The organism is Paraplanobispora siamensis, from assembly GCF_016863175.1.
Classification (GTDB): domain Bacteria; phylum Actinomycetota; class Actinomycetes; order Streptosporangiales; family Streptosporangiaceae; genus Planobispora; species Planobispora siamensis.
On the sequence record NZ_BOOJ01000040.1, the window covers coordinates 113,110 to 135,204 of the forward strand.

Consider the following 22,095-nt stretch of genomic DNA (forward strand, 5'->3'; position numbering starts at 1 on the left):
CCGATCGGATTCCAGGCTGGGCCTTGGCTGTCCATGCCGCACCGTCCTAAAAGAGCATTTTGCGGAGCGAGGAAACACCGATGGATGTAGACGCCGACGTACCCCCGCTGCACAAATATAAAGAGCGAGATGAATCAGGTGAAGCCCTCACGGAAAGAACGCCCGACGGGATGTGAGGGCGGGTCGCCTGGCCGAGATCCCTGCAGCGTGTCGGATTGCGGCACGGGGCCGGGCCGCTGGCGGTTCCAGCGTAGCAATGCGATGAGGAGGGCCGGCAGGGGGTCCGTCACGATTTTCATGGGGTGTTTGATTTGAGCTAATTGCGCCTTTTGTCCTTGCGTTCCGATGGTAATCAGAGATCTTTCCGGATAATGACATCTATTGATCTTGGCTGGTTTCCGGGTGACCCGGATCGGGCGGCCGCGGCCGGCTGTGCGCCGTCGTCGTCTCGCCCACGGTGGCCCGTAGACGAATGTTCTGGTACGTATGCGCGTATGGACTTGCTGCGCACTCCCGACGAGCGCTTCGCCGACCTGCCCGACTTCCCCTACCCGCCGCGCTACGTCGATCTGCCCGGCGGCCCGCGCATGGCCTACGTCGACGAGGGCGAGGGCCCCGTCGTGCTGCTCCTGCACGGTGAGCCGTCGTGGTCGTTCCTGTACCGGCACGTCATCCGGGTGCTGGTGGAGGGCGGCTGCCGGGCCGTGGCGCCCGACATGATCGGCTTCGGCCGCTCCGACAAGCCGGTCGCGATCGCCGATCACACCTACGCCCGCCACATCGCCTGGACGGCCGCGTTCGTCGACGCCCTCGGGCTCAAGGACGTCACGCTCGTCGGCCAGGACTGGGGAGGCCTCATCGGCCTGCGCCTGGCCGTGGCCGACCCCGGCCGCTATGCGCGGATCGTGGCCGCCAACACCGGCCTGCCGACCGGGGACTTCCCGATGCCTGAGACCTGGCTGCGCTTCCGCGAGGCCGTGCGCAGCGCGGGCGCGAAGTTCGACGTGCCGCGCGGCGTCCAGTCGGGCTGCACGGGCACGCTGCCGCCCGAGGTGCTGGCCGCCTACGACGCGCCCTTCCCCGACGAGACCTACAAGGCGGGCCCGCGGGCCATGCCGGGCCTGGTGCCCGCCGAGCCGGACGACGTCGAGGCCCAGCCCAACCGCGACGCCTGGGAGGTCCTGCGCGCCTGGGACAAGCCCTTCCTGGTCGCCTTCAGCGACCGTGACCCGATCACCGGCCCCATGGCGGGGGTGTTCCGGAGTCTCGTGCCGGGCGCGCGGGGGATCGACCATCCGGTGCTGGAGGGCGCCGGCCACTTCCTGCAGGAGGACGCCGGCGAGCGTCTCGGCCACGAGATCGTGCGTTTCGTCCGGACCTGACGGGCCGCGGTCGCGCGGCCCGCCACGGCCCGGTCGCGCCGCGCGCCGTACCGGCCCGTCTCAGGGCAGGTCCTGCAGCGCCGCCAGCGCCTGGTCGATGTAGTCGCCCAGCGGGCGCACCCGGCCGTCGAGGTGCCACTGCTCCAGCGAGCCGAAGTACACCCCGAACCAGTAGGCGCGGGCGGTGACGCGCGCCTGCGTGGCGGACATGCCCTTCTCGCGCAGCAGGTCGGTGAAGCGCCGGCTGCCCTCGTCCAGCGCGGCGTACACCGCGGCGCGTACCGCCGGCTCCTGCAGCACGTAGTGCATGCCGCGCCAGGGCGGTCCGGCGCGTACGGCGACCTCCTCCGGGGGCGGGTCGGTGACGGCGGCGACGATCCGCCGCAGGGTGCCGGGCAGGTCGTCCAGATCGATGTGGGGCTGTATCTGGTCGGCGCCGATGACCGCGTACGGGTCGGTGGTGAACAGCCCTTCCTTGGAGCCGAAGTAGCGGTAGAAGGTGCGCGGTGACACGCCCGCGGCGGCGGCGATCTGCTCGACGGTGACCTGTCCGTAGCCGTGCTCGTCGAACAGGTCTATCGCGGTGTCGATGATGTGGTGCGCCGCGGCCAGCCGGTTGCGCTCGCGAAGGGGCAGTGCCATCGCTCCAGGTTATCAAGCCATGTCATCTTGGCAATTAGTGACTTCTTGACAGAGTCTGCCAAAACGGAAGATGCTGTCTGCAGTCCCGATCTCCTGGAGGTTCCCGCCCATGCCGGTCCACGTCCTTGCCGGTCACCTGGTGATCGTCACCGCCCCGCTGGCGGCTCTGCTGGCCCTCGTCTACGCCTGGCGCCCCGCGGTACGGCGCGGCATGCGCCTGCCTCTGGTGGCCGCCGGGGTGCTGAACCTGGCCGTGGCCGTCTGGGCCGAGCAGGCCGGCTCCGCGCTGTACGAGGAGTTGACGGCGGCGGCGGATCGGGCCGGGCAGCAGCTGCCGCCGACGGTCCTGTCCCACGCCCATCAGGGCGACGCCCTGACGGTGTCCTCCTTCGCGCTGGCGGTGACCGTGCTGGCCGTCGTCTGGCGCTCTCTGGCACCCGGCCGCGAGCGCGGTGCCGGGTCGCTCATCGCCTCCGGCGTGCTGACCGCCGCGGTCGTCGCCGTGTGGGTTTTCACCGCCACCACCGTGGTCCAGGCGCTGCAGGCGGTGTGGTCCCACCACACCCTGTGGCAGAGCTGAGAGGGGAAGAGGACCGATGCCGATCCACCTCAGCGCCCCGTTCTACGCGATCAAGCGGTGGATGTACCGCCACGGCCGCCCCGGCAGGCTGGCGCGGGCCCTGATCCGGCTGGATGTGCTCCAGTTCGCCTGGGGCCGGCTCATGCCCCGCCGCGCCGTGGTCCTGGAGGTACGCGGCCGCACCAGCGGCCGGACCGTCGCGGTGCCCGTGGTCGTGGCCGATCACGGCGGCGGCCGGTACCTGGTCTCGATGCTGGGCGAGGACGCGAACTGGGTCCGCAACGTCCGCGCCGCCGGCGGCCACGCGGTCCTGCGCCGCGGCGGCCGCCGCACGGTCCTGCTGCGGGAGGTCCCGGTGGAACGGCGTGCCCCGATCCTGCGCCGCTATCTCGCCCTGGCCCCGGGCGCCCGCCCGCACATCGCGGTCAGCCGGCGTGCGCCGCTGGAGGCCTTCGAGGCCGTCGCCGCGCACCATCCGGTCTTCCGCATCGACCCGGCCCCGTCACCGGACTCCTGACAGGCCGCTCGCGGCGGGGCGGCGATCCCGTCTCAGAGGTCGGCGGGCTGGATGGGGAAGTTGGCGCGGAAGACGTTGTCGGGGTCGTAGACGCGCTTGACCTGCCGGAGCCGGGCCAGGTTGGCGCCGAACGCGTCGTGCAGGCGTTCGGGCCGGGGGTCGGTGTCGAAGGACAGGTAGAGGCCGTCGGTGTGCGGGGCGACCTCGGCGTCCCACAGGGCGTCGAGCGAGGCCTGGGTGGTGCCCATGGCGCTGAGCAGGAAGTTCTGGTGGCGGTGGGGGTAGGCGGTGGCGTCGGGGGCCAGGTCGTGGGCGGCGCCGCCGGTGGCGCGGATCTGCAGGAAGTGCGACAGCCCGGAGCGCGAGACCGTCTCGAACGCGCGCGTCACCTTGTCGTCGAGGTGGGTGACCAGGCCGGAGCGCACGGCGGGGTCCCCGCCGCCGGTGTAGTGCTTCTCGCCCGGCTGGACCACGCCGGAGTAGGGCATCACGTATCCCCGGTGGTCCAGGAGCGGCCCGGCCTCGGCGAGCCGCTCCAGCTCCCTGACCGCGGCCTCGGTGTCGCCGCCCGCGTAGAGGGACAGGAGCTGGGCGACCGCGCCGCGGCCGCGGGCGGCCGGGGACAGGATGAGGAAGCTGGTCAGCTCGCGGGGGGCCTGCTCCATGGCGGCGCCCCAGCGCCGGAGGAGCCCGGCGGTGTCACGGGCGTCGAGGACCATCTGGGAGAAGACGATGTCGCCGAGTTCCATCGCCTCGATCTCGACCCAGGTGACGACGCCGAGGTTGCCTCCGGCGCCGCGCAGGCCCCAGAACAGGTCGGGGTTCTCCTCGGGTGAGGCGTGCAGGATCCGGCCGTCGGCGGTGACGACCTGCGCGGCGACGACGTGGTCGACCGTCAGCCCGTACCTGCGGCCGAGCAGGCCGATCCCGCCCGTGGTGGCCAGGCCGCCCACCCCCACGCCGCCGTAGTCGCCGGAGCTGATCGCCCACCCGTGCGGCACGAGCGCCTCGGCGACCTCGCCCCAGGTGGCGCCGGCGCCCAGCCGTACCCGGCGGGTGGCCGGGTCGACGACCTCGACGGTGTCGAGCGCGCCGAGGTCGAGCACGATGCCGCCGTCGTTGGTGGAGCGGCCGCTGATCCCGTGCCTGCCCGAGCGGACGCCGAGCGGCACGTCCTGGGACCGGGCGTAGGCCAGTCCCTCGGCGACCTGCCCGGCCGTCCGGGGCCGCAGCACCAGCCCGGGCGATCCGGTACGGAGATAGTTGTGCCGCACCGACTCGTAGGCCCGGTCCCCGGGTTCGACGGCGTCGGCCGCCAGGCTAGCCGGCACCCCGCCGTAGTCGATCGCGTCGCGGCGCAGGGCGAGGGCGGCGGTTCCGCGGCGGGCGGCCGCGGGACGGGTGCCGGCGGCCGACCGCTCGCGCGCCACCGCCTCCCGGACGGCGGGAGCGATCTCCTGCCCGAAGATCTGGATGAACCGGGGATCGTCCGCCCCCAGGATGAACGTGCCGATGCCGTCCTCCAGCGCCAGCGCCGACAGCTCCTCCACCCACTGCCCGACCGGCCCCTGCAGGAAGCCCTGCGAGGTCTCGGCGACCGCGCCGCCGATGTTCAGCAGGCGGCGCACCTGGGCGGGGTCGCGCCCGGCCTCCTCGGCCGCCTCATCGATGATCTTGTTGCCGCGCCGCAGGTCGCCCTCCTGGAGATAGGCGAGCGAGGGCAGCCAGCCGTCGGCCTCACGCGCGAGCAGGCGCTGCATCCGCGGCTTGTAGGCGCCGACCCAGATCGGGATGTCGTGCGCGGGGGCCGGGCCGCGCTTGGCGCCGGAGACGCGGTAACGCGTGCCGTCCACCCGCAGGACACCGCGCCCGTCCGCGTCCCAGATGCCGCGGATGATCGCCAGAGCCTCCTCCAGCGCGGTCACGGACTCGCCCGGGGTCAGGCGGGTGCCGCCCATCGCCTCGATCGCGTCCCAGAAGCCGCCCGCGCCGATGCCGAGCGCGAACCGGCCGCCGGACAGCAGGTCGAGGGAGGCCGCGGAGCGGGCCAGCACCGCCGGGGGCCGCAGCGGCAGATTGAGCACGTTGCCCGCGATCGTGATCCGCTCGGTCCGCGCGGCCACCCACGACAGCAACGTCCAGGTGTCCAGGAATCCCGGCTGGTACGGATGGTCCTGGAAGGTCACCAGATCCAGCCCCGCGGCCTCGGAGGTCTGGGCGAGCCGTACCGGCGCCTGCGGATCCCGGTTCTGCGGGGTCAGGAAGCTGCCGAAGGTCAGTTCGTGGCCGTAGTCCATCGTGCCGGGCCTCTCTGGAGGAACGAGATAATCTGCCGCACAGACTATATTGGCTACAACTCATCGTGTTAGCAGCATATTTCCGGATATGGTGGAGGGCGTGACCACCCGCGACCCGGCCGGCCTCCCCGCCCCGCCCGCCAGCCCCTCCACGCTCGGGTGGTCCCTCGGCGTGCTGCTGCGGGAATGGAGCGACCGCGTCGAGAAGGTCTCGCGCGACCTGCCCCACGGGGTGCGCGGCTACCAGGTGCTCGCCGCCGTGGTCCACGACGCCCCGCCCACCCAGGCCTCACTCGCCGCCCGGCTCGGCATCGACCGCACCGTCATGACCTACCTGCTGGACAAGTTCGTGGAATGCGGCCTCGTCGAACGCCGGCAGGACCCCGTCGACCGCCGGGCCCGCCGCATCGTCCCCACCGGCCACGGCCGCGGCGTCCTGGCCGACCTGGACGCGGCCGTCGCACGGGCCGAGGACGAGCTCCTGTCCGGGCTCGCGCCCGAGGAGCGGCGCGTCCTTCTCGCCCTGCTCGAGCACGCCGCCTCCGGGACCGCGCCCGACGAGGACCGCTGCGCCGCCGTGGCCGGAACGATCGGGCCGCCGCGGCACGCCTGACCGGTACGGGGCCGGCCGGGACGTCGCCTCAGGCCGGGACGTCGCCTCACGCGGGGACGTCGTCCTCGTCCCACTCGATCTCGTTGACCACGTCGACCACGCCGTTGACCCGCAGCGCCATGCGCGCGGCGATCCGGGCCTCGCTGCCGTGCCGCATGTGACCGGCCATCGTCACCACGCCCCGGTCGACCGCGACCTCCACCCGGGAGGTGTCGGTCCACACGGAGTGGTCCAGGATGTTCTTGCGGATCTCCGCGGCGATCGTCGCGTCCGGCCGTACGAACACCTTGATCAGGTCATGACGGCTGACGATGCCCTGCAGGACCCCGTTCTCGTCGACGACCGGCAGGCGCTTGACGCCGTGCTCGTCCATCAGCCGCATCGCGTACACCACGGCGGACTGCGGGCGGGTGGTGACGGCGGGGGAGGTCATCAGCTCGGCGGCGGTCTCGCCGCGCGCCTTGTCCCGGCCCCATCCCTTCTCCTGGTTGAGGCGGTGGCGCAGCCGGGCACGCAGCGGCGGCCGGTAGCCCTCCCCGTAGTACTGCTCCTTGAACTCCTCCTTGCACAGCAGGTCCGCCTCCGAGACGACGCCTATGACGCGGTTCTCTCCGTCGACGACCGGCACCGCGCTCACGCCGTTGGCGATGAGCGCCTCGGCGACATCCTTGAAAGAGGCCTCACCGGTGACGGACGCCACCTCGTACGTCATGACCTCGCTGACCTTCACGCGCATCGTGCTCTCCTGTAACCCGTGGATTTCCCTCCCCCTCATTGCACCTCCGCCCCGGGGGTCACGGGCAGGGCCGTAAGTCCTCAACGGCCGGGCCATCGTGCTGTTTTCGCAGGTCTCCGACCTCATCGCGGCCCCCGCCGGGACAGGCGGGGGCCGCGATGAGGCGCGATCACATCTCGAAGACCAGCCGGGCCGGGACGGCGCTGCCGAGCACCTCGGCGAAGGAGTCGTTGATCTCGTCGAGCTTGCGGGTCTGGTAGATCACCCTGGTCCGCCCGGCGGCGTGCAGCCGGAAGACCTCGGCCAGGTCGGCGCGGGTGCCGACGATGGAACCGATCACGCTGATGCCGCCCAGCACGGTCTCGAAGATGGGCAGGCTCATCGCGTTGTCCTTGGGCAGGGAGACCAGCACCAGGCGGCCGCCGCGTCGCAGGCAGGCGTACGCCTGCTCCAGCACGCGCGGGCTGGCGGCCAGCACGATCGCCACGTCGACCCCGCCGAGCGCCTTGATCTCGGCGACCGGGTCGCCGGTGGCGGCGTTGACTGTGTGGGTGGCGCCCAGCTGCTCGGCCAGGCGGAGCTTGTCGTCGGTGATGTCGACGGCGACGGTCTCGGCGCCGAAGATCTGCGCGTACTGCTGGGCCAGGTGGCCCAGGCCGCCGATGCCGAAGACGGCGGCGCGCTCGGCCGGGCGCAGGCCCGAGACCTTCACGGCCTTGTAGGTGGTCACCCCCGCGCAGGTCAGGGGGGCCGCCTCGACGGGGGAGACCCCCTCGGGGACCGGGACGACGTAGTCGGCGTGCGCGACGGCGTACTCGGCGTGCCCGCCGTTGAGGGCGTAGCCGGTGTTCTGCTGGGACTCGCACAGGGTCTCGCGTCCGCTGACGCAGTACTCGCAGGTGCCGCAGGCGTACCCCAGCCACGGGATGGCCACCCGCTCGCCGACGGCCCGGCCAGTGACCGCCGAGCCGATCCCGGTGATGACGCCGACGCCCTCGTGGCCGGGGGTGAAGGGCGGCGTCGGCTTGACCGGCCAGTCACCCCGGGCGGCGTGGATGTCGGTGTGGCACAGACCGCTGGCCTCGATGCGGACGAGGACCTGGTGGGGCCCGGGCTCCGGAATGGGGATCTCCTGGATCTCCAGAGGCTGGTCGAACGCGGTGACGACGGCGGCGCGCATGTTCATGTCTTCTCGCTCTCCTCGATCTCGTCTCCGAGCCTCCGTCCGGACGGCCCGGCGGGGACAGGGCCGAAGGTCCTGGAGGAAGGTGCTGTTCGGCCCGGTCATCCGGTACGGCGGCAGCCCGGCGGGGTGGGTTCGAACCGGGACCGGCTCGGATACGTGATGAGGACATGAGATACCGGTCGCTCGTCGCCCCGCTGCTCCTGGCCGCCGCCGTCGTCGTGGCGGTGCCCGGTACGGCCTGCGCCTGCAGCTGCGTCGCCCTGGAACCGGCCGAGCAGGTGGAGAACGCGGAGACCGTCTTCACCGGGACGGTGGTGGCGGCCCGCCGGATTCCGGGAGACCGGTCCGGACCCACTCCGCCGATCGTCTACCGCCTGCGGCCGGACCAGGTCTACAAGGGGGCGCCGGCCGCCGAGGTCGAGGTGGCGACCAACCCCGACGGAGCCTCGTGCGGGTACGCCTTCACCGTCGGGTCCCGCTATCTGGTGTTCGCCAGGGGCGGGGAGTCCGGCATGTTCGCGACCGATCCGGGCGTGCCGCTGCACACCTCGCTGTGCGACGGGAACCGGCAGGTCCGCCCCGGTGACGGGCCGCTGCGCGGGGAGGACGGCGTCCAGGGCGGTGAGCCGCTCGGGCGGGATCTCCTGAGCGCGCTCGGTACGGCGAGGCCGCCGTCGACGGCTCCCGGGAGCCCGCAGGAGACGCCTTCCCCGGAGGCGACGGAGTCTCCTGAGACAGGACTTTCCCCGGAGGGGGAGCCTTCCCCGGAGGGGACGATGACCGCCTCTCCCGTGGCCGGCCGTACCGACGACGGGCCGTCCGTCCCCTGGGCCCCGATCGGCGGGGCCGCGGCCGCCGCCGCGCTCGCCCTGGCCGGACGGCGACTCCTGCGGCGCAGGGTACGGCGGGCCCCGGAGGGCTGATCGCATCGGATCGGCAACGGAGACCGGTGCCCCATGGACAACACGGGCTCCAGACGGAGATTCTGTCGCCCAAACCCCCAGCGGTAAGGATCGCCCGTGGATTCCGCTCTGACCAGTGTCTTCCTGCCCGCCGCCCTCGCCGTGATCATGTTCGGTCTCGGTCTCGGTCTGACCGTCGCGGACTTCCGCCGCGTCGTCGTCTACCCCAAGGCCGCCTTCACCGCCCTGGCCTGCCAGATCGTCCTGCTGCCGCTGATCTGTTTCGGGCTCGTGCTGGCCTTCGGCCTGGCCCCGGGCCTGGCCGTCGGCATGATGCTGCTGGCCGCCTCGCCCGGCGGCACCAGCGCCAACCTCTACAGCCACCTGTTCGGCGGCGACGTGGCGCTCAACGTCACCCTGACCGCGATCAACTCCGTCCTGGCGGTCTTCACGCTGCCGCTGGTCACCAACCTCGCCATCGCCCACTTCCAGGGTGGAAGCGGCCAGGTGGGCCTGCAGTTCGACAAGACCGCGCAGGTCTTCCTGATCGTCCTGATCCCCGTCGCGATCGGCATGGTGGTCAAGGCCCGGTTCTCGGCCTTCGCCGACCGGATGGAGAAGCCCGTCAAGATACTGTCCGCGGTGATCCTCCTCGCCGTGATCATCGGAGCGATCGTCAAGGAGGCGGCGAACCTCGGGGACTACATCGCCTCGGTGGGCCTGATCACGCTGGTCTTCAGCGTCATCAGCCTCACCGTCGGCTACTGGGTGCCCCGCCTGGCCGGAGCGGATCCCCGCCAGGCCATCGCCTCCTGCATGGAGATCGGCATCCACAACAGCACCCTGGCCATCACCGTGGCGATCAGCCTGCTGGGCAGCACCGAAGTCGCCATCCCGGCAGCCGTCTACGGCGTCCTGATGTTCTTCACCGCGGCGGCGGCGGGAGCGCTCCTGCGGCGACGCGTGGTGCGAGACGCGGACGTGCCCGTCTGAGGCCGCAGGCGACGCGGACCGCAGGTACCGGCGGCCGGCGGGCCGGGCCGACCGGCGACGCGGGACCTGGTCGTCAGCGATCGGGGGTCCGGCTGTCAGCGATTCTGCGGAGGACGGTCGACCTCCAGGAGGACGACCTGCGGCGGTACGGGCGCCTATCTTCCCCTGACCGAACCCGCACGCTCCGGTGCGGGCTGACACAGGGAAGGTCTCATGTCGGTTCTCTCCGACCCGCACGGGTTCCGCAGGCGGGCGGCCGGGCTCTGCCTCATAGTCGCACCGATCGTCTACGTCGCCGGCCTGCTGGTCGACCCGGCCATCCGGCAGGGCGGTGATCCCGTCGGGATCTACGGCGCCCACCCGGAGCAGGTCTCGGTCAGCGCCGCGCTCCTGCACTGGAGCTGGGTGCTGCTGATCCCCGGGATCATCGGGATGATCCACCTCGTCCGGGACCGGGCAGTGGTGCTCGGCCACATCACCGGCGGGCTGGCCCTGCTCGGCGTCGTGAACTTCTCCGCGCTGATGCTGGGCGACTTCTTCTACTCCATGCTCGAACGCGCCATGCCACCGGCCCAGGGATCGGCGCTCGGCGACGAGGCGCTGGCCGACCCCGGGCTCGTGTTCGGGTTCCAGATCCCGGGCTTCGCCGGGCTGCTGGGTCTGTTCGCCCTCGGGCTGACCCTGGCCTACGCCGGCCGGGCGCCGTGGTGGGCCCCCTTCGCGATGCTCCTGGGCATCTTCGGCGCGCCGATCTATCCGATCGGCACCGTCGTGGGCGGCTCGCTCTACCTGGCCGGGGCCGGCGTGATCGGGCTGCGGATGCTCCGCATGAGCGACACCGAGTGGGCCGGGGCGAGGCCGGTTCAGCCGGCCTCCACCGAGACGCGGAGCGGGAACCGGGCGGCCACGGCGTAACCACCGTCCGGCAGCGGGCCGGCGGACAGCTCACCACCGTGCGTCGCGGTGCGCTCACGCATCCCGATGAGCCCGTGCCCGCCGCCCGAACCGCGCCCGGCCGGATCCCCACGCTCCAGGCCCGAGCCGCCCAGGTCGTGACCGGCCGAGTCTCGACCGTCTGCACCGCGACCGGTCGGACCCTGGCCGTCCGGACCGCACGGCTCCCCGCCCGGATCGAGCCCGGCGGAGCCGGACACGGACACGGACCCGCCCGCCTCCGCCCCGTCGTTGACGACCTCCGCCACCAGCTCGTCGCGGCCGTAGGTGACGACGACGCGGGCACCGGCACCCCCGGCGTGCTTGCGCACGTTCGTCAGGGCCTCCTGGATCACGCGGTAGGCGGACAGGCCCACCTCCGGCGGCAGCGGTCGCGGTTCACCGGCGATCCGGAGACTGACGTCCAGCCCGGTGCCCCTGACCTGATGGACCAGCTCGTCCAGGCGGGCCAGGTCCGGACGGAAGGGCTCCGAGCCGTGATCTCCGCTGTCGCGCAGGACCCCCAGCATGAGCTGGAGCTCACGGATCGCCTCGCGTCCCGCCTCCTCGATCCCGGACAGCATGTCGCGCTCGCGTTCCCGCTCCGTGCCGAGCAGCATCCGCACCCCGCCCGCGTGCAGGGTCATGACGCTCACGTTGTGCGAGATGACGTCGTGGAGCTCCCGGGCGATCCTGGCGCGTTCCCCCTCCACCGCTCGCCGGGCCCGCTCCTCGCGCTCCACCTCCAGCCGAGTGGCGTGCTCGGTGAGCCGCAGCGTCTGGTCGATCTGGCGGCGCAGCAGGATGCCGCTGCCGTACGCCACGCCCACGAAGATCGCGCTGATCATGGTCTCGGCGACGTCGCCGCCGTTCAGCGTCAGCAGGAAGACGTACGCCCCCAGCACGCAGCCCAGTCCCATCGCCCCCTGAGGGCTGCGCAGCTCCCTCGCGCTGGCCACGGTGTGGATGAGGATCAGCATGGAGTAGAGATGCCAGGCGGCGTAGTACCCGTCATCCGTGACATGCCGTACGGCCAGGCCGATCGCGATCAGGACCAGCAACATGACCGCGGGAAAGCGGCGCCGCGCCAGCAGCGTCGTCCCGGCCGCGACCGCTCCCGCCGCCCACGGCACCGGGTCGTGGATCTGGCCGTAGTCCGGCCCCTGGCGGCCGAAGGACTCGACGAGCCCGGCGATCGTCACGGCAAGGGAGAGCAGCAGGTCCAGCCGGGTCGGCCGCCAGTGACCGGGTGCCGGCCTCAGCACGTCTGCTCCTTCGCCCCGGGCCGTACGATCCCGGTCTCATAAGCGAAGACGACCGCCTGCACCCGGTCGCGCAGGCCGAGTTTGTGCAGGACCCGGCCGGAGTGGGTCCTGACGGTCGCCTCACCGATGCGCAGCTCGTTCGCGATCTCGGAGTTGCACAGCCCCCGCCCCAGCAGGTGCAGCACCTGCGACTCCCGTTCGGTGAGCTCCGCCAGCTCGGGCGGGGTGACCGGCTCGGCCTGCGCGGCGAACGAGGCGATCACCCGTACGGTGGCCGCCGGGTCGATGAGCGCGTCCCCGGCCGCCGCGATCCGGATGGCCGAGACCAGCTGCTCCGGCGGGGAGCTCTTCAGCAGGAAGCCGTTCACCCCCGCGCGCAGCGACGCGTGCAGGTTGCCGTCGGTGCCGAAGGTCGTCAACATGACGATCTTCGGTGGGCCGGGATCCGCGAGCAGCAGCCGGGCGGCGCCGAGCCCGTCCAGGTGGGGCATCGCGATGTCCATCAGCAGCACGTCCGGCCGGAGCCGCCGGACCAGGGCGACAGCCTGCCGCCCGTCGGCGGCCTCGCCGACGACCTCGACACCGGGAGCCATCTCCACGACCAGGCGCAGCCCGGTGCGGATCATCGCCTGGTCGTCGGCGATGACCACTTTGATCGTCATGAGTGCTTCCGTCTCCCGTCACGCATACGGAGAACCTATGGAATCGGTGGCTGACCAGCACCCATCCGGAGCAGGACGCGCACCGGAGGCCGGGTCACCCGCAGTGCTGACCCGGCCTCCGCCCCGGGGAGGACGCGCGGGGCCCGGGCTCTGCCGGAACGGGAACCGGGCGGCCGCGGGAGGCGGAAGATCCAGGAGATGTGCCCTAACCGGGGAGGGCTCCCGCGGCGCGGTCGAGGGCTCCGCGCAGGGCCGTACCGGAGAAGGCGGGCAGCACCGCGGCCAGGTGGCCGTCCGGCCGGACCAGGTGAACGCCGTCGCCGCAGGCGCGCAGCGCACCGGTCACCACGCCTTCGGCGTCGATGTCGCTCAGGCCGTACACCTCGACGGGCACCGTGCCCGCGCAGGCCGAGCGGGCCGCCTCGACGCGGTCGGCGCGTGCGGTGAACACGACGAACCCCGAACCGAAGAGCCGCCTCAGCCGCGTCGGGCGCCCCGCCACGACCACCGGTCCGTCGGGGCAGATGACTCCCGGCACCGGCGGGCGTGCCATGCCCGGTTCGGTCGGCACGGGCTCACCGGAGGTGGTCAGGGGCGAGTCCGAGTACCAGTACGGCTCGGCCAGCTTGCCGGAGTCGATCTCGGCGCGGGCGGCGGGATCGGTCAGTGCCCGGGTGAGCGCCGAACGCCGTGCCTGCCGTCCGGCCTCGTCCTGCGGTACCAGGAAGGCCATGGTGTTCCCGGTGACCCTCAGGTTCTCCATGGCGGCGGCCCGCCGCTCCAGGCCGTAGCTCTCCAGCAGGGTCTCGCCGCCCAACGCGATCTTCCAGGCCAGGTTCTCGGCGTCCTGGATGCCGGAGTTCAGGCCACGGGCGCCGAAGGGCGCGTACAGGTGCGCGGCGTCCCCGGCCAGGAAGACCCGGCCGTCCCGGAAGCGGGAGGCGACCCGCTCGTGGAAGCGGTAGAGCGACCGCCAGACGATCTCGTACGGCCGGTCGCCGGTGATCCGGCGCACCATGGCGTCGATGTCGGCGGTGGCCGCGTCGAACGCGGGCGGCACCTGCCAGTCGATGCGCCAGACGGAGTCCGGGCACGGGTGGACCAGGACCTGCCGGCCGGGGTTCCACGGCGGGTCGAAGGAGAAGCGGCGCTCGTCGGGGAAGGGCAGCGCGGCCTTGATGTCGCAGATGAGGAACAGGTCGTCGAAGGACCGGCCGGGGAAGCCGATCCCGGCCAGCCGGCGGACGGTGCTGCGTGCGCCGTCCGCGCCGACCAGGCAGGTGCCTCGCACGCGCACCCGGCCGGTCGCCGTCGCGGCGTCGACCTCGACGCCGCCGGCGTCCTGGCGGTAGCCGGTGACAGAGTGACCCGGGTGGAGCTCGACCAGCGGCTCGTCCCGGGCCCGGGCCAGCAGGAACTCCTCCACCCGGGCCTGGGAGATGTTGATCCACGGCGGGAAGAGGCTTCTGCCCGGGGCCGGGAAGGTGACGGCGAACAGTTCCCGCTCCCGGTAGTAGGTGCGGCCGGTGGTCCAGGTGACGCCCTCGGCCACCATGTCCTCGGCGCAGCCGACGCGGTCGAGGACGTCCAGCACGTCGCGCTGGAAGCAGATCGCCCTCGATCCCTCCGCCTCCCTGTGCGGCCGGGCCTCCAGCACCGTGCTCGGCACCCGCCAGCGGGCCAGCAGCAACGCCAGCGTCAGGCCCACCGGCCCGGCTCCGGCGATCACGACTGCAGGGCGTTCCATACTTCCCGGTCCCTCTCGGCGGTCCAGATCACCGGGCGCTCGATGCCGGACAGCTCATCCCACAGGCGCGAGACGTTGAACGGCAGGCAGTGCTCGAAGATCGGCCAGCGGCCGTAGCGGGGCTCCAGGGCGGCGTGCACCGCCGCGAACGCCTCCTTGAGCGTGCCGCGCGCGGCGTGCACCCGGCCGGTCTCCTCCAGCATGGTGCGCAGGAAGGCGCGGGTCTGCTCGATGGCGGCCTCCACCGCGGGGCGGCCGCGGGCGACCGCTCCGCGCCCGCCGACGAGCGCCTCCGCGCCGAAGGCGGCGACGCGATCGAGCGTGGTCGTGGCCCACGGGCGGTGGAAGGCGTCGCCGGTGTACAGCGCGGCCTGGGCCTCGACCAGGTCCCCGGCGAACATGATCTTGTGACGGGGCAGCCAGGCCACGAGGTCGCCCTCGGTATGGCCGCGCCCGCAGTGGGCCAGGACCAGCTCGCCGCGGTCCCCGCCCAGGTCGACGGTGAGCCGGTCGGAGAACGTCACGGTCGGCCAGGTCAGGCCGGGGATCGAGTCCGGCTCCCGGAACAGCCGGGGCATCCGGCCCAGCTCGGAGGCCCAGTCCTGCTTTCCGCGCTCGGCGATGAGCCTGCGGGTGTTGTCGTGCGCGATGACCACGCCGGCACCGAAGGCCGAGGCGCCCAGGGTGCGCACCGCGTGATAGTGCGACAGGACCAGATAACGCACCGGCTTGCCGGTGTGCTCACGCAGCCGCTCCAGCCACGCGCCGGCGGCGACCGGGGTGGCCATGGCCTCGAAGCACACCAGGAAGTCCTCACCCTCGACTGCGCCGACGTTGGGGTCGCCCTCGGCGGTCAGGGCGTAGACACCGTCGGCGAGCACCTCCAGGGTCTGCTGCTTGTCGGCCAGGTCGGCGGAGGAGGCGAACGGCTTTGCAGTCATGAACGAGCTTTACATCTCACCATCGCCGATGGCCAGGGCACAGGCTTGCCGGTGTGGCGAGCGAACCCCCACCGGCCACACTCCGGCCACGCTTCCGGTCTCGGCCATCAGTGCGTACGGCCGCCGCCGGTCTTCAATGCGATGTGGGCGGTGGACGTCTCCCTGGGAGATCCGGCCCTCCGCCCAGGGAGACCCGGCCCTCCGCGTCCGGCGCGGAGAGCTCTTCGCGCCGGACGCGGGGGGTCACAGCCCCCGTCTGATCAACGGGTGCGGCGGACGGCCGCCAGGGTCGGGATCGCGGCGGCGGTCACGGCCAGCACCAGGCAACCGCCGACGACGGCGAGCACGATCGGCCACGGGATGACCAGCTCCACCGGTGCGCCGATCTGCCTGGTCATCGCGGAGCCCATACCCAGCAGCGCGGGCAGCGCGACCACCACGCCCAGCGCGGCGCCCAGCCCCGCCACGATCACCGACTCGGCCGTGACCGTCCCGAGCACCTGCCGGGGAGTGGCCCCCGACATCCGCAGCACCCGGAAGTCGGAGGCCCGGTCCACGGTGGACATCACCATCGTGTTCGCGATCGACAGGCCGGTGTAGCCCACCGCCATGCCGGCCAGGATCAAGGTGAAGATCCAGACCAGCCGGTCGTCCTCGGTGCGGGCCTGCCTCGCGTAGGCGCCGGGGTCGAGCACCCGCCCGCCGATCACCTCGTCCCGCACGCCGATCACCTCGTCCCGCACGGCGCCGTCGACGAGGATCTCCGGGGTCAGCGCCGAAGGGTCGTGGGACCGTACGGTGTCCCGGGACAGCAGGATGGGGGTCGGTGCGTCGGCGACGACGGCCGTCACGGGCAGCGTCTCGCTGCGGCCGTCCTCGAAGGTCAGCGGGAGCCGTGTCCCGGGCCGCCATCCGCGCTCGTCCGCCAGCCACCGCGCCACGATCACCCCTCCTCCGCCCGCAGCCTCGCGCTTTCCGCTCTCACCCGTGGCTTCGTGCTCTCCGCCTTCGCCCACGGCCTCGTGTTCTCCGTCCTCGTCCGTGGTCCCGTGCTCTCCTCCCTCGTCCGCACCGGCGGTCTCCGCAGGGCGGTCGTCGCCCTTCTCCGCCGTCTCCAGTGCGCCCTCGACGACCCGCAGCCGGTCCGCCGCACGGGTCAGCGTCTCGGAGGTGATCCCGGAGGCCTCCAACGGCGGCAGGCCCTCGGCGTACACCGTGGTCGGCAGCAGCGCGATCCCGTCCGCCGCGGCGACGGCGGCGTCCGACAGGCCGGGCGTGCCGTCCGGCAGGACGACCGCATCGGCCCGGACCGCCGTGGTGCGGTCCGTCGCGACCGCGGCCGCGGTCGTCTGGGTCATGCCGGTGACCAGCGTGGCGAAGCCCACCGTCACCAGCACCGGCGCGGTCGTGGCGGCGGTGCGCCGTACGGCCGCCAGCATGCCCTCGCGCACCAGCACGCCGGTGGCGCCCCGTGTCCGCGACAGCGGCCAGGTGACCACCCGCACGACCGGCGGGATGATCGCGGGGGCCAGCAGGGTCAGGCCCACGATCAGGGCCATCGCGGCGTACAGGGTGAGGTTCACGGCCGCGCCGGGTTCGGCCCCGGCCGTGGCCACGGCGCACGCGATGCCGGTCGCGGTGAACGCCGCTCCGGCGATCCACCGGGACGGGGTCATCGTCCGCCGCTCCACGCTCGCCTCACGCAGCGCCTCCAGCGGGCGTGCCCGGCCCGCCCTGCGGGAGGCCGACCAGACGGCGAGCAGGGCGACGACCAGACCGGCCGCGAACGAGGCGGCCAGCGGCCAGGCCTCGATCCGCACCGAGAAGCCCGGCGGCTCGAACCCCGCCTCGACCAGCAGGTCGCCGAGCACGGGCGCCAGCGCGGTCCCGAGCGCCACCCCGGCCACGGCGGCGACGGAGCCGACCGCCAGCGCCTCGCCGTACACCATCCGCCGCACCTGCCGGGGCGTGGCCCCGACCAGCCGCAGCAGGCCGAACTCCCGCCGTCGCTGGACCACGCCGAACGCGAACGTGGACGCCACCACGAAGATCGAAGCGAACCCGGCCAGGACGGTCATGCCCGTCAGGACCTGCGTGCCGATCCACCGGATCCGCTCGTCGCTCCTCGGCTCCAGCGCCGAGCGCGCGTCCCCGGACAGCACTTCGCCCCGGCCGCCGACGATCTCACGGGCCGCCCTCTCGATCTGTGCGAGGTCCGCTCCGGCCTCGGTGACCAGCCCGATGACCCGCACCCCACCGGACAGCCGGGCCGCCTCAGCGTCGGTCACGTGGAAACCGGGCGCGTCCAGGGTGCCGGTCACGGTGTACGGCGCGGGCCCGGCGGCGGTGAGCAGGGTGACCGGGGAACCGGGGGAGAGGCCGAGATCCCTGTCGAGCACGACCTCACCGGGTCGCTGCGGAGCCCGGCCCGCCACCGGCTCGTACGGCGCCAGCGCGGTGCTCGCCCAGCCGTACCCGCGCAGATCTGCGGGGACGGGACGGCCTGCGGCGACGGCCTGGGCGTAGAAGGAGCGGTCGGGCACGGCCGCCGCCACACCCGGGATCGCACGCAGGCGGCCGGTGAGCTCCGCGACGGTCTCCGGGGACCAGGGCCGATCCTCCAGGAAGAAGCCCTCGACCTGCTCGACGACCGGCGTGCGGACCAGCACGCCGGCCCCCGCGTATCTGTCCGGGACGTGAGGTGAGGCCGACACGTGGACCAGGGCCGTCATCGAGATGAGCGCCACCCCCAGGCAGAGGGTGACGAACGCCCCGGCGAACCCGCTCCACCGCCCCCGCACCGTCTCCAGGCCCATGCTCAGCACGACGCCTCCAGGACGGCCATGCGGGCCGCGATCGCCTCGGCGCCCAGCTCCCGCCTCACCGGGCCGGAGCCGCCGTCGCCCTCCCGGCCCCCGGGACCGGCGTCACGGACGGGGAGGTCGGCGGTGGCGAACTCGTCCACCACCCGGCCGTCGGCCAGCAGGAGCACCCGGTCGGCGTGGGCGGCGGCGACCGGGTCGTGGGTCACCATGATCACCGTCTGGCGCCGATGGTCGGTCAGGGAGCGCAGCAGCCGGAGCACGTCCCGTGAGGTCCTGCTGTCCAGCGCGCCCGTGGGCTCGTCGGCGAAGAGCACCGCGGGCCCGGTGATCAGCGCCCTGGCGATCGCCACCCGCTGCTGCTCCCCGCCGGACAGCTCGCCGGGCCGGTGCCCGGCCCGTCCCGCCAGGCCCACCTCGGCCAGCGCGGCGCGCACCTCCGTGCCCCGGGGCCGGATCCCGGCCAGCCTCAGCGGCAGGGCCACGTTCTGCTCGGCGGTCAGGGCCGAGACGAGGTTGAAGGACTGGAACACGAACCCGATCCGCTTCCTGCGCAGCAGCGTCAGGGCGGTCTCGTCCAGCGGGCCGAGGTCGGTCCCGTCAATGATCACTTTGCCGTCGGTGGGCCGGTCGAGCCCGGCCGCACAGTGCAGCAGGGTGGACTTGCCGGACCCGGAGGGGCCCATCACGGCGGTGAAGGTGCCCGCCTGGAAGGAGACGGTCATATCGTCCAGCGCGGTCACCTCGCCCGCCGCGGAGCCGTACACCTTGCGCACCGACCACAGCTGGACAGGCTCGGCCGCCGCCGCGCGGGGCGCGGTGGAAGGGGAAGTCGTCATGGGACAAGCCAACGGCGGACCGGCCCCCGGCGCACTGGCGGTGACGCGAGGAACGGGACTACACCTGGCACTACTGTGCAGCGCGTGCGGGACGGCTACGGTCGAAGCATGCATCCCCTTTCCGGCACCCCCCGCACCTCACCGCGGGAGACGGGCCGGGACACATGACCGGCGCCCGGACGCCCGGTTCCGGAGCCTCAGAGCCAGGCTTCACGAAGGTCGCGTCGGATTCCGCGTCCCCCGCGTCCGCCTCCGGGACTGCCGTGTCCGGCTGCGGAACGGCTGCGTCCGGCTTCATGGGCGTCGGGTCCGGGTCCGAGGGCGTCGTCCCGGGGGCGAGGGGTACGGCTCACCGCTCCGGCGGGGTGGCGGGGGGTGCCCGGACCGCGCTGGAGGCGATCACCGGGCGGCCGCTGAGTTTCCTGCGGTCCTCGTGGCCGTGGAGGTCCCTGGCGTACCTGTTGTCCGGTGCGCTGTTCGGAGCCTTCGCGCTGATCCTGATCGATGTCATGGTCATTTTCAGCGTCCCGGCGGCGGTGGCCGTCGGTGTGCTCATCGTCATGTGCGGCGGGTTCGTGATCGGACGGTTCGAGCGCTGGCGACTGCGGCTGGTCGACACCGCGCCCGTGCCGGACCCGCACGGGAAACCCCGCGATCCGGGTGCGCGCGCCTGGTTCCTCGCCCGGTTCGCCGAGCAGACCACCTGGCGGGAGTTCGGTTACGCGCTGGCCGCGCTGCTGGCCCTGTGGTGGATCGACCTGGGCGTGCTCGCCCTCTCCTGCTGGCTGCCCCTGACGCTCATCTCGGGGCCGTTCCAGCCGAGCCTGTCGCTGCCGCTGGGACTGCTCGCCACCGTGGCCGGGATCGTGATGCTGCCGGTCACGGCCTATCCCATAACGGCCTGGGCCGGGGCGAGGGCCGCGGTGGCCCGGGCGATCCTCAGCCCGCGCGACGCCGAGCTGATCGAGGTCGTCCGCTCCCGGGCCCGCCTGGTGGACGCCTTCGAGCTCGAGCGCCGCCGGATCGAGCGGGACCTGCACGACGGCGCGCAGCAGCGGCTGGTCGCGCTCACGCTGACGCTGGGCATGGCACGGCTCGATCTCGAGCCCGGCTCGCCCGCGGCCGGACGGGTCGCCGAGGCGCACGAGCAGGCCCTGCTCGCTCTGGCCGAGCTGCGGGAGCTGATCCGCGGCGTGCACCCGAAGGTCCTCACCGACCGGGGTCTGCCCGACGCGGCCGTCGACGTGGCCGGGCGCTCACCCGTCCCGGCCGAGGTCGACATCGATCTGCCCGGGCGGTTGCCCGCCCCGGTGGAGGCGGCGGCCTATTTCGTGATCAGCGAGGCGCTCGCCAACGTGGCCAGGCACAGCCGGGCGAGTCACTGCCGGATACGGGGTCGCCTGGTCGGAGAGAGGCTCCTGATGGAGATCCGCGACGACGGGATCGGCGGGGCCGACCCGGCCGGGGGGACCGGGCTGGCGGGGCTGGCCGACCGGATCGCGGTGGTGGACGGCAGGATGACGCTGTCGAGTCCGGCGGGAGGTCCCACCGTGGTGCGGGTGGAGATCCCATGCGGGTGACGCTTATCGGAGCCGGAGCCGGAGCCGGAGCCGGAGCCGGATCGCCGTGGTCATGGTCATGATCGCTGCGGGGGATATTCAATGATCATAATTGGGAGGGGTGTGCCGTGCGGGTGGTCCTGGCCGAGGACTCCGTTCTGCTCAGGGAAGGGCTGGCCGGGCTGCTGGAGCGCTTCGGCCACACCGTGGACGCCGCGGTGGCCGACGCCCCCGCGCTGGTCGCCGCCGTCGAGGAGCACGCGCCGGACGTCGTGGTGACCGACGTGCGGATGCCTCCGGGTTTCACCGACGAGGGTCTGCGCGCCGCCCTCACCCTGCGCCGGGCACGTCCGGAGTTGCCCGTCCTGGTCCTCAGCCAGTATGTCCAGCAGGCCTACGTCGAGGAGATCATGGGCCCGGGCATCGGCTACCTCCTCAAGGACCGGATCGGCCACGTGGCGGAGTTCGTCGACGCGCTGGAACGGGTGGCCGCCGGAGGCACCGTCGTCGACCCGGAGGTGGTCAGGCAGCTGCTGGCCAAAAGGCGCGACCCGCTCCAGCGACTGACCCCGCGGGAGCGCGAGGTCCTGGCCCTCGTCGCGGAGGGCCGCTCCAACGCCGCCATCGCCCGGGCTCTCGTGGTGACCGACGCCGCCGTCGCCAAGCACATCGCCGGCATCCTGGCCAAGCTCGACCTTCCCCCGGCCGAGGACGACCACCGGCGCGTCCTCGCCGTCCTGGCCTACCTCAGAGGCTGAGGCCGTACGGTCAGACGCCGAACGCGGCCAGCGTCGCCCAGGCCGCGCCGCCTCCGGCGACCACTCCGGCGACGACCTGGGCCGGGGTGTGGTGCCGGAGCCGTACCCGCGCCCAGCAGATCAGCGCCACGATCAGCCCGCCGGCGGCCAGGGCGGGTGCGGCGGGCAGCACGTGGGCCAGGAGCACCACGGTGCCCGTCGACACCGCCGCGTGGAAGGAGATCTTCCAGCGGAGGGTGATCGGGACCGTCAGGGCGAGCGCGGCCAGCATGGCGGTCACCGTGGCGACCAGCAGTCCGGGGGCGCCCAGCAGGGCCAGGAGCACCAGCGCGACCGACACCGCCCCCATCGCCACCAGCAGCGGCCTGGTCCGGCTCTCGCGGTCGACCAGGTGGTGGGAGTCCAGCCGCCCGGAGCGCACCCCGGCCAGGATCACCCCGGCCGGCACCCCGCCGCACAACGCCGAGGCCACCAGCCCCCAGCCCGCCCCCGGCCAGCCGCCGGTCAGCAGCCCGATCAGCGGCGGGAGCGCGATGACCAGCACCTGCGGGGCGAACACACCGGTCACCCACCGGGCGACCCGGGTGGCGGCGGGCTCCCGCACGCCGCCGGGCATGCCCGGCCTGAGGCCGCCCGCGCCGCCAGGCGTGGGATCCCCCGTGCCGGCCGCGGACGGGTCGGTGTCCGCGGCCGGGTCCCGGGCCGGTTCGTGGCCGGTCAC

21 protein-coding genes are annotated in these 22,095 nt (G+C 73.0%); 9 read left to right on the top strand and 12 right to left on the bottom strand.

Annotated elements, in window-relative coordinates; all coding sequences use genetic code 11:
* Window positions 1–494 precede the first annotated feature (494 nt).
* The gene (locus Psi01_RS24635; protein WP_204066457.1) at window positions 495–1,382 is read left to right on the top strand and encodes a haloalkane dehalogenase; all 888 of its coding nucleotides are present in this window, start codon (window positions 495–497) and stop codon (window positions 1,380–1,382) included.
* Between the two features lie 60 nt (window positions 1,383–1,442).
* Here Psi01_RS24635 and Psi01_RS24640 read toward each other — a convergent pair whose 3' ends face one another.
* Complete coding sequence (locus Psi01_RS24640; RefSeq protein WP_204066458.1) at window positions 1,443–2,024, bottom strand: TetR/AcrR family transcriptional regulator; 582 nt, start codon at window positions 2,022–2,024, stop codon at window positions 1,443–1,445.
* Between the two features lie 109 nt (window positions 2,025–2,133).
* Between Psi01_RS24640 and Psi01_RS24645 the strand changes: the two genes are divergently transcribed.
* Window positions 2,134–2,604 carry a hypothetical protein gene (locus Psi01_RS24645; RefSeq protein ID WP_204066459.1) on the top strand — a complete coding sequence of 157 codons (471 nt, stop codon included), beginning with the start codon at window positions 2,134–2,136 and terminating at the stop codon, window positions 2,602–2,604.
* A 16-nt stretch (window positions 2,605–2,620) separates the two neighbouring features.
* Entirely contained in the window at window positions 2,621–3,121 is a 501-nt protein-coding gene (locus Psi01_RS24650) for a nitroreductase family deazaflavin-dependent oxidoreductase (protein WP_204066460.1), read from the top strand.
* Between the two features lie 32 nt (window positions 3,122–3,153).
* Here Psi01_RS24650 and Psi01_RS24655 read toward each other — a convergent pair whose 3' ends face one another.
* Window positions 3,154–5,418, bottom strand: coding sequence for an LLM class flavin-dependent oxidoreductase (locus tag Psi01_RS24655; RefSeq protein ID WP_204066461.1), 2,265 nt, complete (start codon window positions 5,416–5,418; stop codon window positions 3,154–3,156).
* Window positions 5,419–5,518: 100 nt separating this feature from the next.
* On the opposite strand from Psi01_RS24655, the gene Psi01_RS24660 reads away from it, so the two are divergent.
* Window positions 5,519–6,031, top strand: a complete 513-nt coding sequence (locus tag Psi01_RS24660; RefSeq protein WP_204066462.1) for a MarR family winged helix-turn-helix transcriptional regulator — start codon at window positions 5,519–5,521, stop codon at window positions 6,029–6,031.
* A 46-nt stretch (window positions 6,032–6,077) separates the two neighbouring features.
* Here Psi01_RS24660 and Psi01_RS24665 read toward each other — a convergent pair whose 3' ends face one another.
* Both Psi01_RS24665 and Psi01_RS24670 read right to left on the bottom strand, forming a co-directional pair.
* Window positions 6,078–6,767, bottom strand: coding sequence for a CBS domain-containing protein (locus tag Psi01_RS24665; RefSeq protein WP_204066463.1), 690 nt, complete (start codon window positions 6,765–6,767; stop codon window positions 6,078–6,080).
* Between the two features lie 169 nt (window positions 6,768–6,936).
* Entirely contained in the window at window positions 6,937–7,953 is a 1,017-nt protein-coding gene (locus Psi01_RS24670) for a zinc-dependent alcohol dehydrogenase (protein WP_239127985.1), read from the bottom strand.
* Between the two features lie 167 nt (window positions 7,954–8,120).
* On the opposite strand from Psi01_RS24670, the gene Psi01_RS24675 reads away from it, so the two are divergent.
* The 3 genes from Psi01_RS24675 (at window position 8,121) to Psi01_RS24685 (ending at window position 10,763) form a co-directional block, all read left to right on the top strand.
* Window positions 8,121–8,876, top strand: coding sequence for a hypothetical protein (locus tag Psi01_RS24675; RefSeq protein ID WP_204066464.1), 756 nt, complete (start codon window positions 8,121–8,123; stop codon window positions 8,874–8,876).
* Window positions 8,877–8,972: 96 nt separating this feature from the next.
* The gene (locus Psi01_RS24680; RefSeq protein ID WP_204066465.1) at window positions 8,973–9,848 is read left to right on the top strand and encodes a bile acid:sodium symporter family protein; all 876 of its coding nucleotides are present in this window, start codon (window positions 8,973–8,975) and stop codon (window positions 9,846–9,848) included.
* Window positions 9,849–10,061: 213 nt separating this feature from the next.
* Window positions 10,062–10,763, top strand: coding sequence for a hypothetical protein (locus Psi01_RS24685; protein ID WP_204066466.1), 702 nt, complete (start codon window positions 10,062–10,064; stop codon window positions 10,761–10,763).
* On the opposite strand, the gene Psi01_RS24690 is transcribed toward Psi01_RS24685, so the two are convergent.
* The 7 genes from Psi01_RS24690 to Psi01_RS43505 all read right to left on the bottom strand — a co-directional run bounded on the left by Psi01_RS24690 (window position 10,712) and on the right by Psi01_RS43505 (window position 19,574).
* Window positions 10,712–12,046 (bottom strand): sensor histidine kinase, encoded by a 1,335-nt coding sequence (locus tag Psi01_RS24690; protein ID WP_204066467.1) that lies wholly within the window; start codon window positions 12,044–12,046, stop codon window positions 10,712–10,714. The genes Psi01_RS24685 and Psi01_RS24690 overlap by 52 nt on opposite strands.
* A complete protein-coding gene (locus Psi01_RS24695) occupies window positions 12,040–12,708 on the bottom strand; it encodes a response regulator (RefSeq protein ID WP_204066468.1) in 669 nt (222 codons plus the stop codon). The genes Psi01_RS24690 and Psi01_RS24695 overlap by 7 nt, the downstream gene beginning before the upstream one ends.
* Before the next feature lie 205 nt (window positions 12,709–12,913).
* Complete coding sequence (locus tag Psi01_RS24700) at window positions 12,914–14,455, bottom strand: FAD-dependent monooxygenase (protein ID WP_204066469.1); 1,542 nt, start codon at window positions 14,453–14,455, stop codon at window positions 12,914–12,916.
* Window positions 14,434–15,396, bottom strand: coding sequence for an MBL fold metallo-hydrolase (locus Psi01_RS24705; RefSeq protein WP_204066470.1), 963 nt, complete (start codon window positions 15,394–15,396; stop codon window positions 14,434–14,436). Before Psi01_RS24705 ends, Psi01_RS24700 begins: the two co-directional genes overlap by 22 nt.
* A 260-nt stretch (window positions 15,397–15,656) precedes the next feature.
* Window positions 15,657–18,212 (bottom strand): FtsX-like permease family protein, encoded by a 2,556-nt coding sequence (locus Psi01_RS24710; RefSeq protein WP_239128001.1) that lies wholly within the window; start codon window positions 18,210–18,212, stop codon window positions 15,657–15,659.
* Between the two features lie 2 nt (window positions 18,213–18,214).
* On the bottom strand, window positions 18,215–19,057 hold the full coding sequence (locus Psi01_RS24715) for an ABC transporter ATP-binding protein (protein WP_204066472.1): 843 nt from the start codon (window positions 19,055–19,057) through the stop codon (window positions 18,215–18,217).
* Between the two features lie 349 nt (window positions 19,058–19,406).
* On the bottom strand, window positions 19,407–19,574 hold the full coding sequence (locus Psi01_RS43505; RefSeq protein WP_239127986.1) for a hypothetical protein: 168 nt from the start codon (window positions 19,572–19,574) through the stop codon (window positions 19,407–19,409).
* Between Psi01_RS43505 and Psi01_RS24720 the strand changes: the two genes are divergently transcribed.
* Window positions 19,567–20,637 carry a sensor histidine kinase gene (locus Psi01_RS24720; protein ID WP_239127988.1) on the top strand — a complete coding sequence of 357 codons (1,071 nt, stop codon included), beginning with the start codon at window positions 19,567–19,569 and terminating at the stop codon, window positions 20,635–20,637. The genes Psi01_RS43505 and Psi01_RS24720 overlap by 8 nt on opposite strands.
* 107 nt (window positions 20,638–20,744) lie before the next feature.
* Entirely contained in the window at window positions 20,745–21,374 is a 630-nt protein-coding gene (locus Psi01_RS24725; protein WP_204066474.1) for a response regulator transcription factor, read from the top strand.
* 10 nt (window positions 21,375–21,384) lie between these two features.
* Here the strand turns inward: Psi01_RS24725 and Psi01_RS24730 are convergent, their stop codons facing one another.
* On the bottom strand, window positions 21,385–22,095 hold the full coding sequence (locus tag Psi01_RS24730; RefSeq protein ID WP_239127990.1) for a hypothetical protein: 711 nt from the start codon (window positions 22,093–22,095) through the stop codon (window positions 21,385–21,387).

What these genes read in the sequence shown, in the direction of transcription:
- Psi01_RS24635 (WP_204066457.1), top strand. Translation starts at nt 495, where the DNA reads ATGGACTTGCTGCGCACTCCCGACGAGCGCTTCGCCGACCTGCCCGAC.
- Psi01_RS24640 (WP_204066458.1), bottom strand. Translation starts at nt 2,024, where the DNA reads ATGGCACTGCCCCTTCGCGAGCGCAACCGGCTGGCCGCGGCGCACCAC.
- Psi01_RS24645 (WP_204066459.1), top strand. Translation starts at nt 2,134, where the DNA reads ATGCCGGTCCACGTCCTTGCCGGTCACCTGGTGATCGTCACCGCCCCG.
- Psi01_RS24650 (WP_204066460.1), top strand. Translation starts at nt 2,621, where the DNA reads ATGCCGATCCACCTCAGCGCCCCGTTCTACGCGATCAAGCGGTGGATG.
- Psi01_RS24655 (WP_204066461.1), bottom strand. Translation starts at nt 5,418, where the DNA reads ATGGACTACGGCCACGAACTGACCTTCGGCAGCTTCCTGACCCCGCAG.
- Psi01_RS24665 (WP_204066463.1), bottom strand. Translation starts at nt 6,767, where the DNA reads ATGCGCGTGAAGGTCAGCGAGGTCATGACGTACGAGGTGGCGTCCGTC.
- Psi01_RS24670 (WP_239127985.1), bottom strand. Translation starts at nt 7,953, where the DNA reads ATGAACATGCGCGCCGCCGTCGTCACCGCGTTCGACCAGCCTCTGGAG.
- Psi01_RS24675 (WP_204066464.1), top strand. Translation starts at nt 8,121, where the DNA reads ATGAGATACCGGTCGCTCGTCGCCCCGCTGCTCCTGGCCGCCGCCGTC.
- Psi01_RS24685 (WP_204066466.1), top strand. Translation starts at nt 10,062, where the DNA reads ATGTCGGTTCTCTCCGACCCGCACGGGTTCCGCAGGCGGGCGGCCGGG.
- Psi01_RS24695 (WP_204066468.1), bottom strand. Translation starts at nt 12,708, where the DNA reads ATGACGATCAAAGTGGTCATCGCCGACGACCAGGCGATGATCCGCACC.
- Psi01_RS24700 (WP_204066469.1), bottom strand. Translation starts at nt 14,455, where the DNA reads ATGGAACGCCCTGCAGTCGTGATCGCCGGAGCCGGGCCGGTGGGCCTG.
- Psi01_RS24705 (WP_204066470.1), bottom strand. Translation starts at nt 15,396, where the DNA reads ATGACTGCAAAGCCGTTCGCCTCCTCCGCCGACCTGGCCGACAAGCAG.
- Psi01_RS24710 (WP_239128001.1), bottom strand. Translation starts at nt 18,212, where the DNA reads ATGGGCCTGGAGACGGTGCGGGGGCGGTGGAGCGGGTTCGCCGGGGCG.
- Psi01_RS24715 (WP_204066472.1), bottom strand. Translation starts at nt 19,057, where the DNA reads ATGACGACTTCCCCTTCCACCGCGCCCCGCGCGGCGGCGGCCGAGCCT.
- Psi01_RS24720 (WP_239127988.1), top strand. Translation starts at nt 19,567, where the DNA reads ATGGTCATTTTCAGCGTCCCGGCGGCGGTGGCCGTCGGTGTGCTCATC.
- Psi01_RS43505 (WP_239127986.1), bottom strand. Translation starts at nt 19,574, where the DNA reads ATGACCATGACATCGATCAGGATCAGCGCGAAGGCTCCGAACAGCGCA.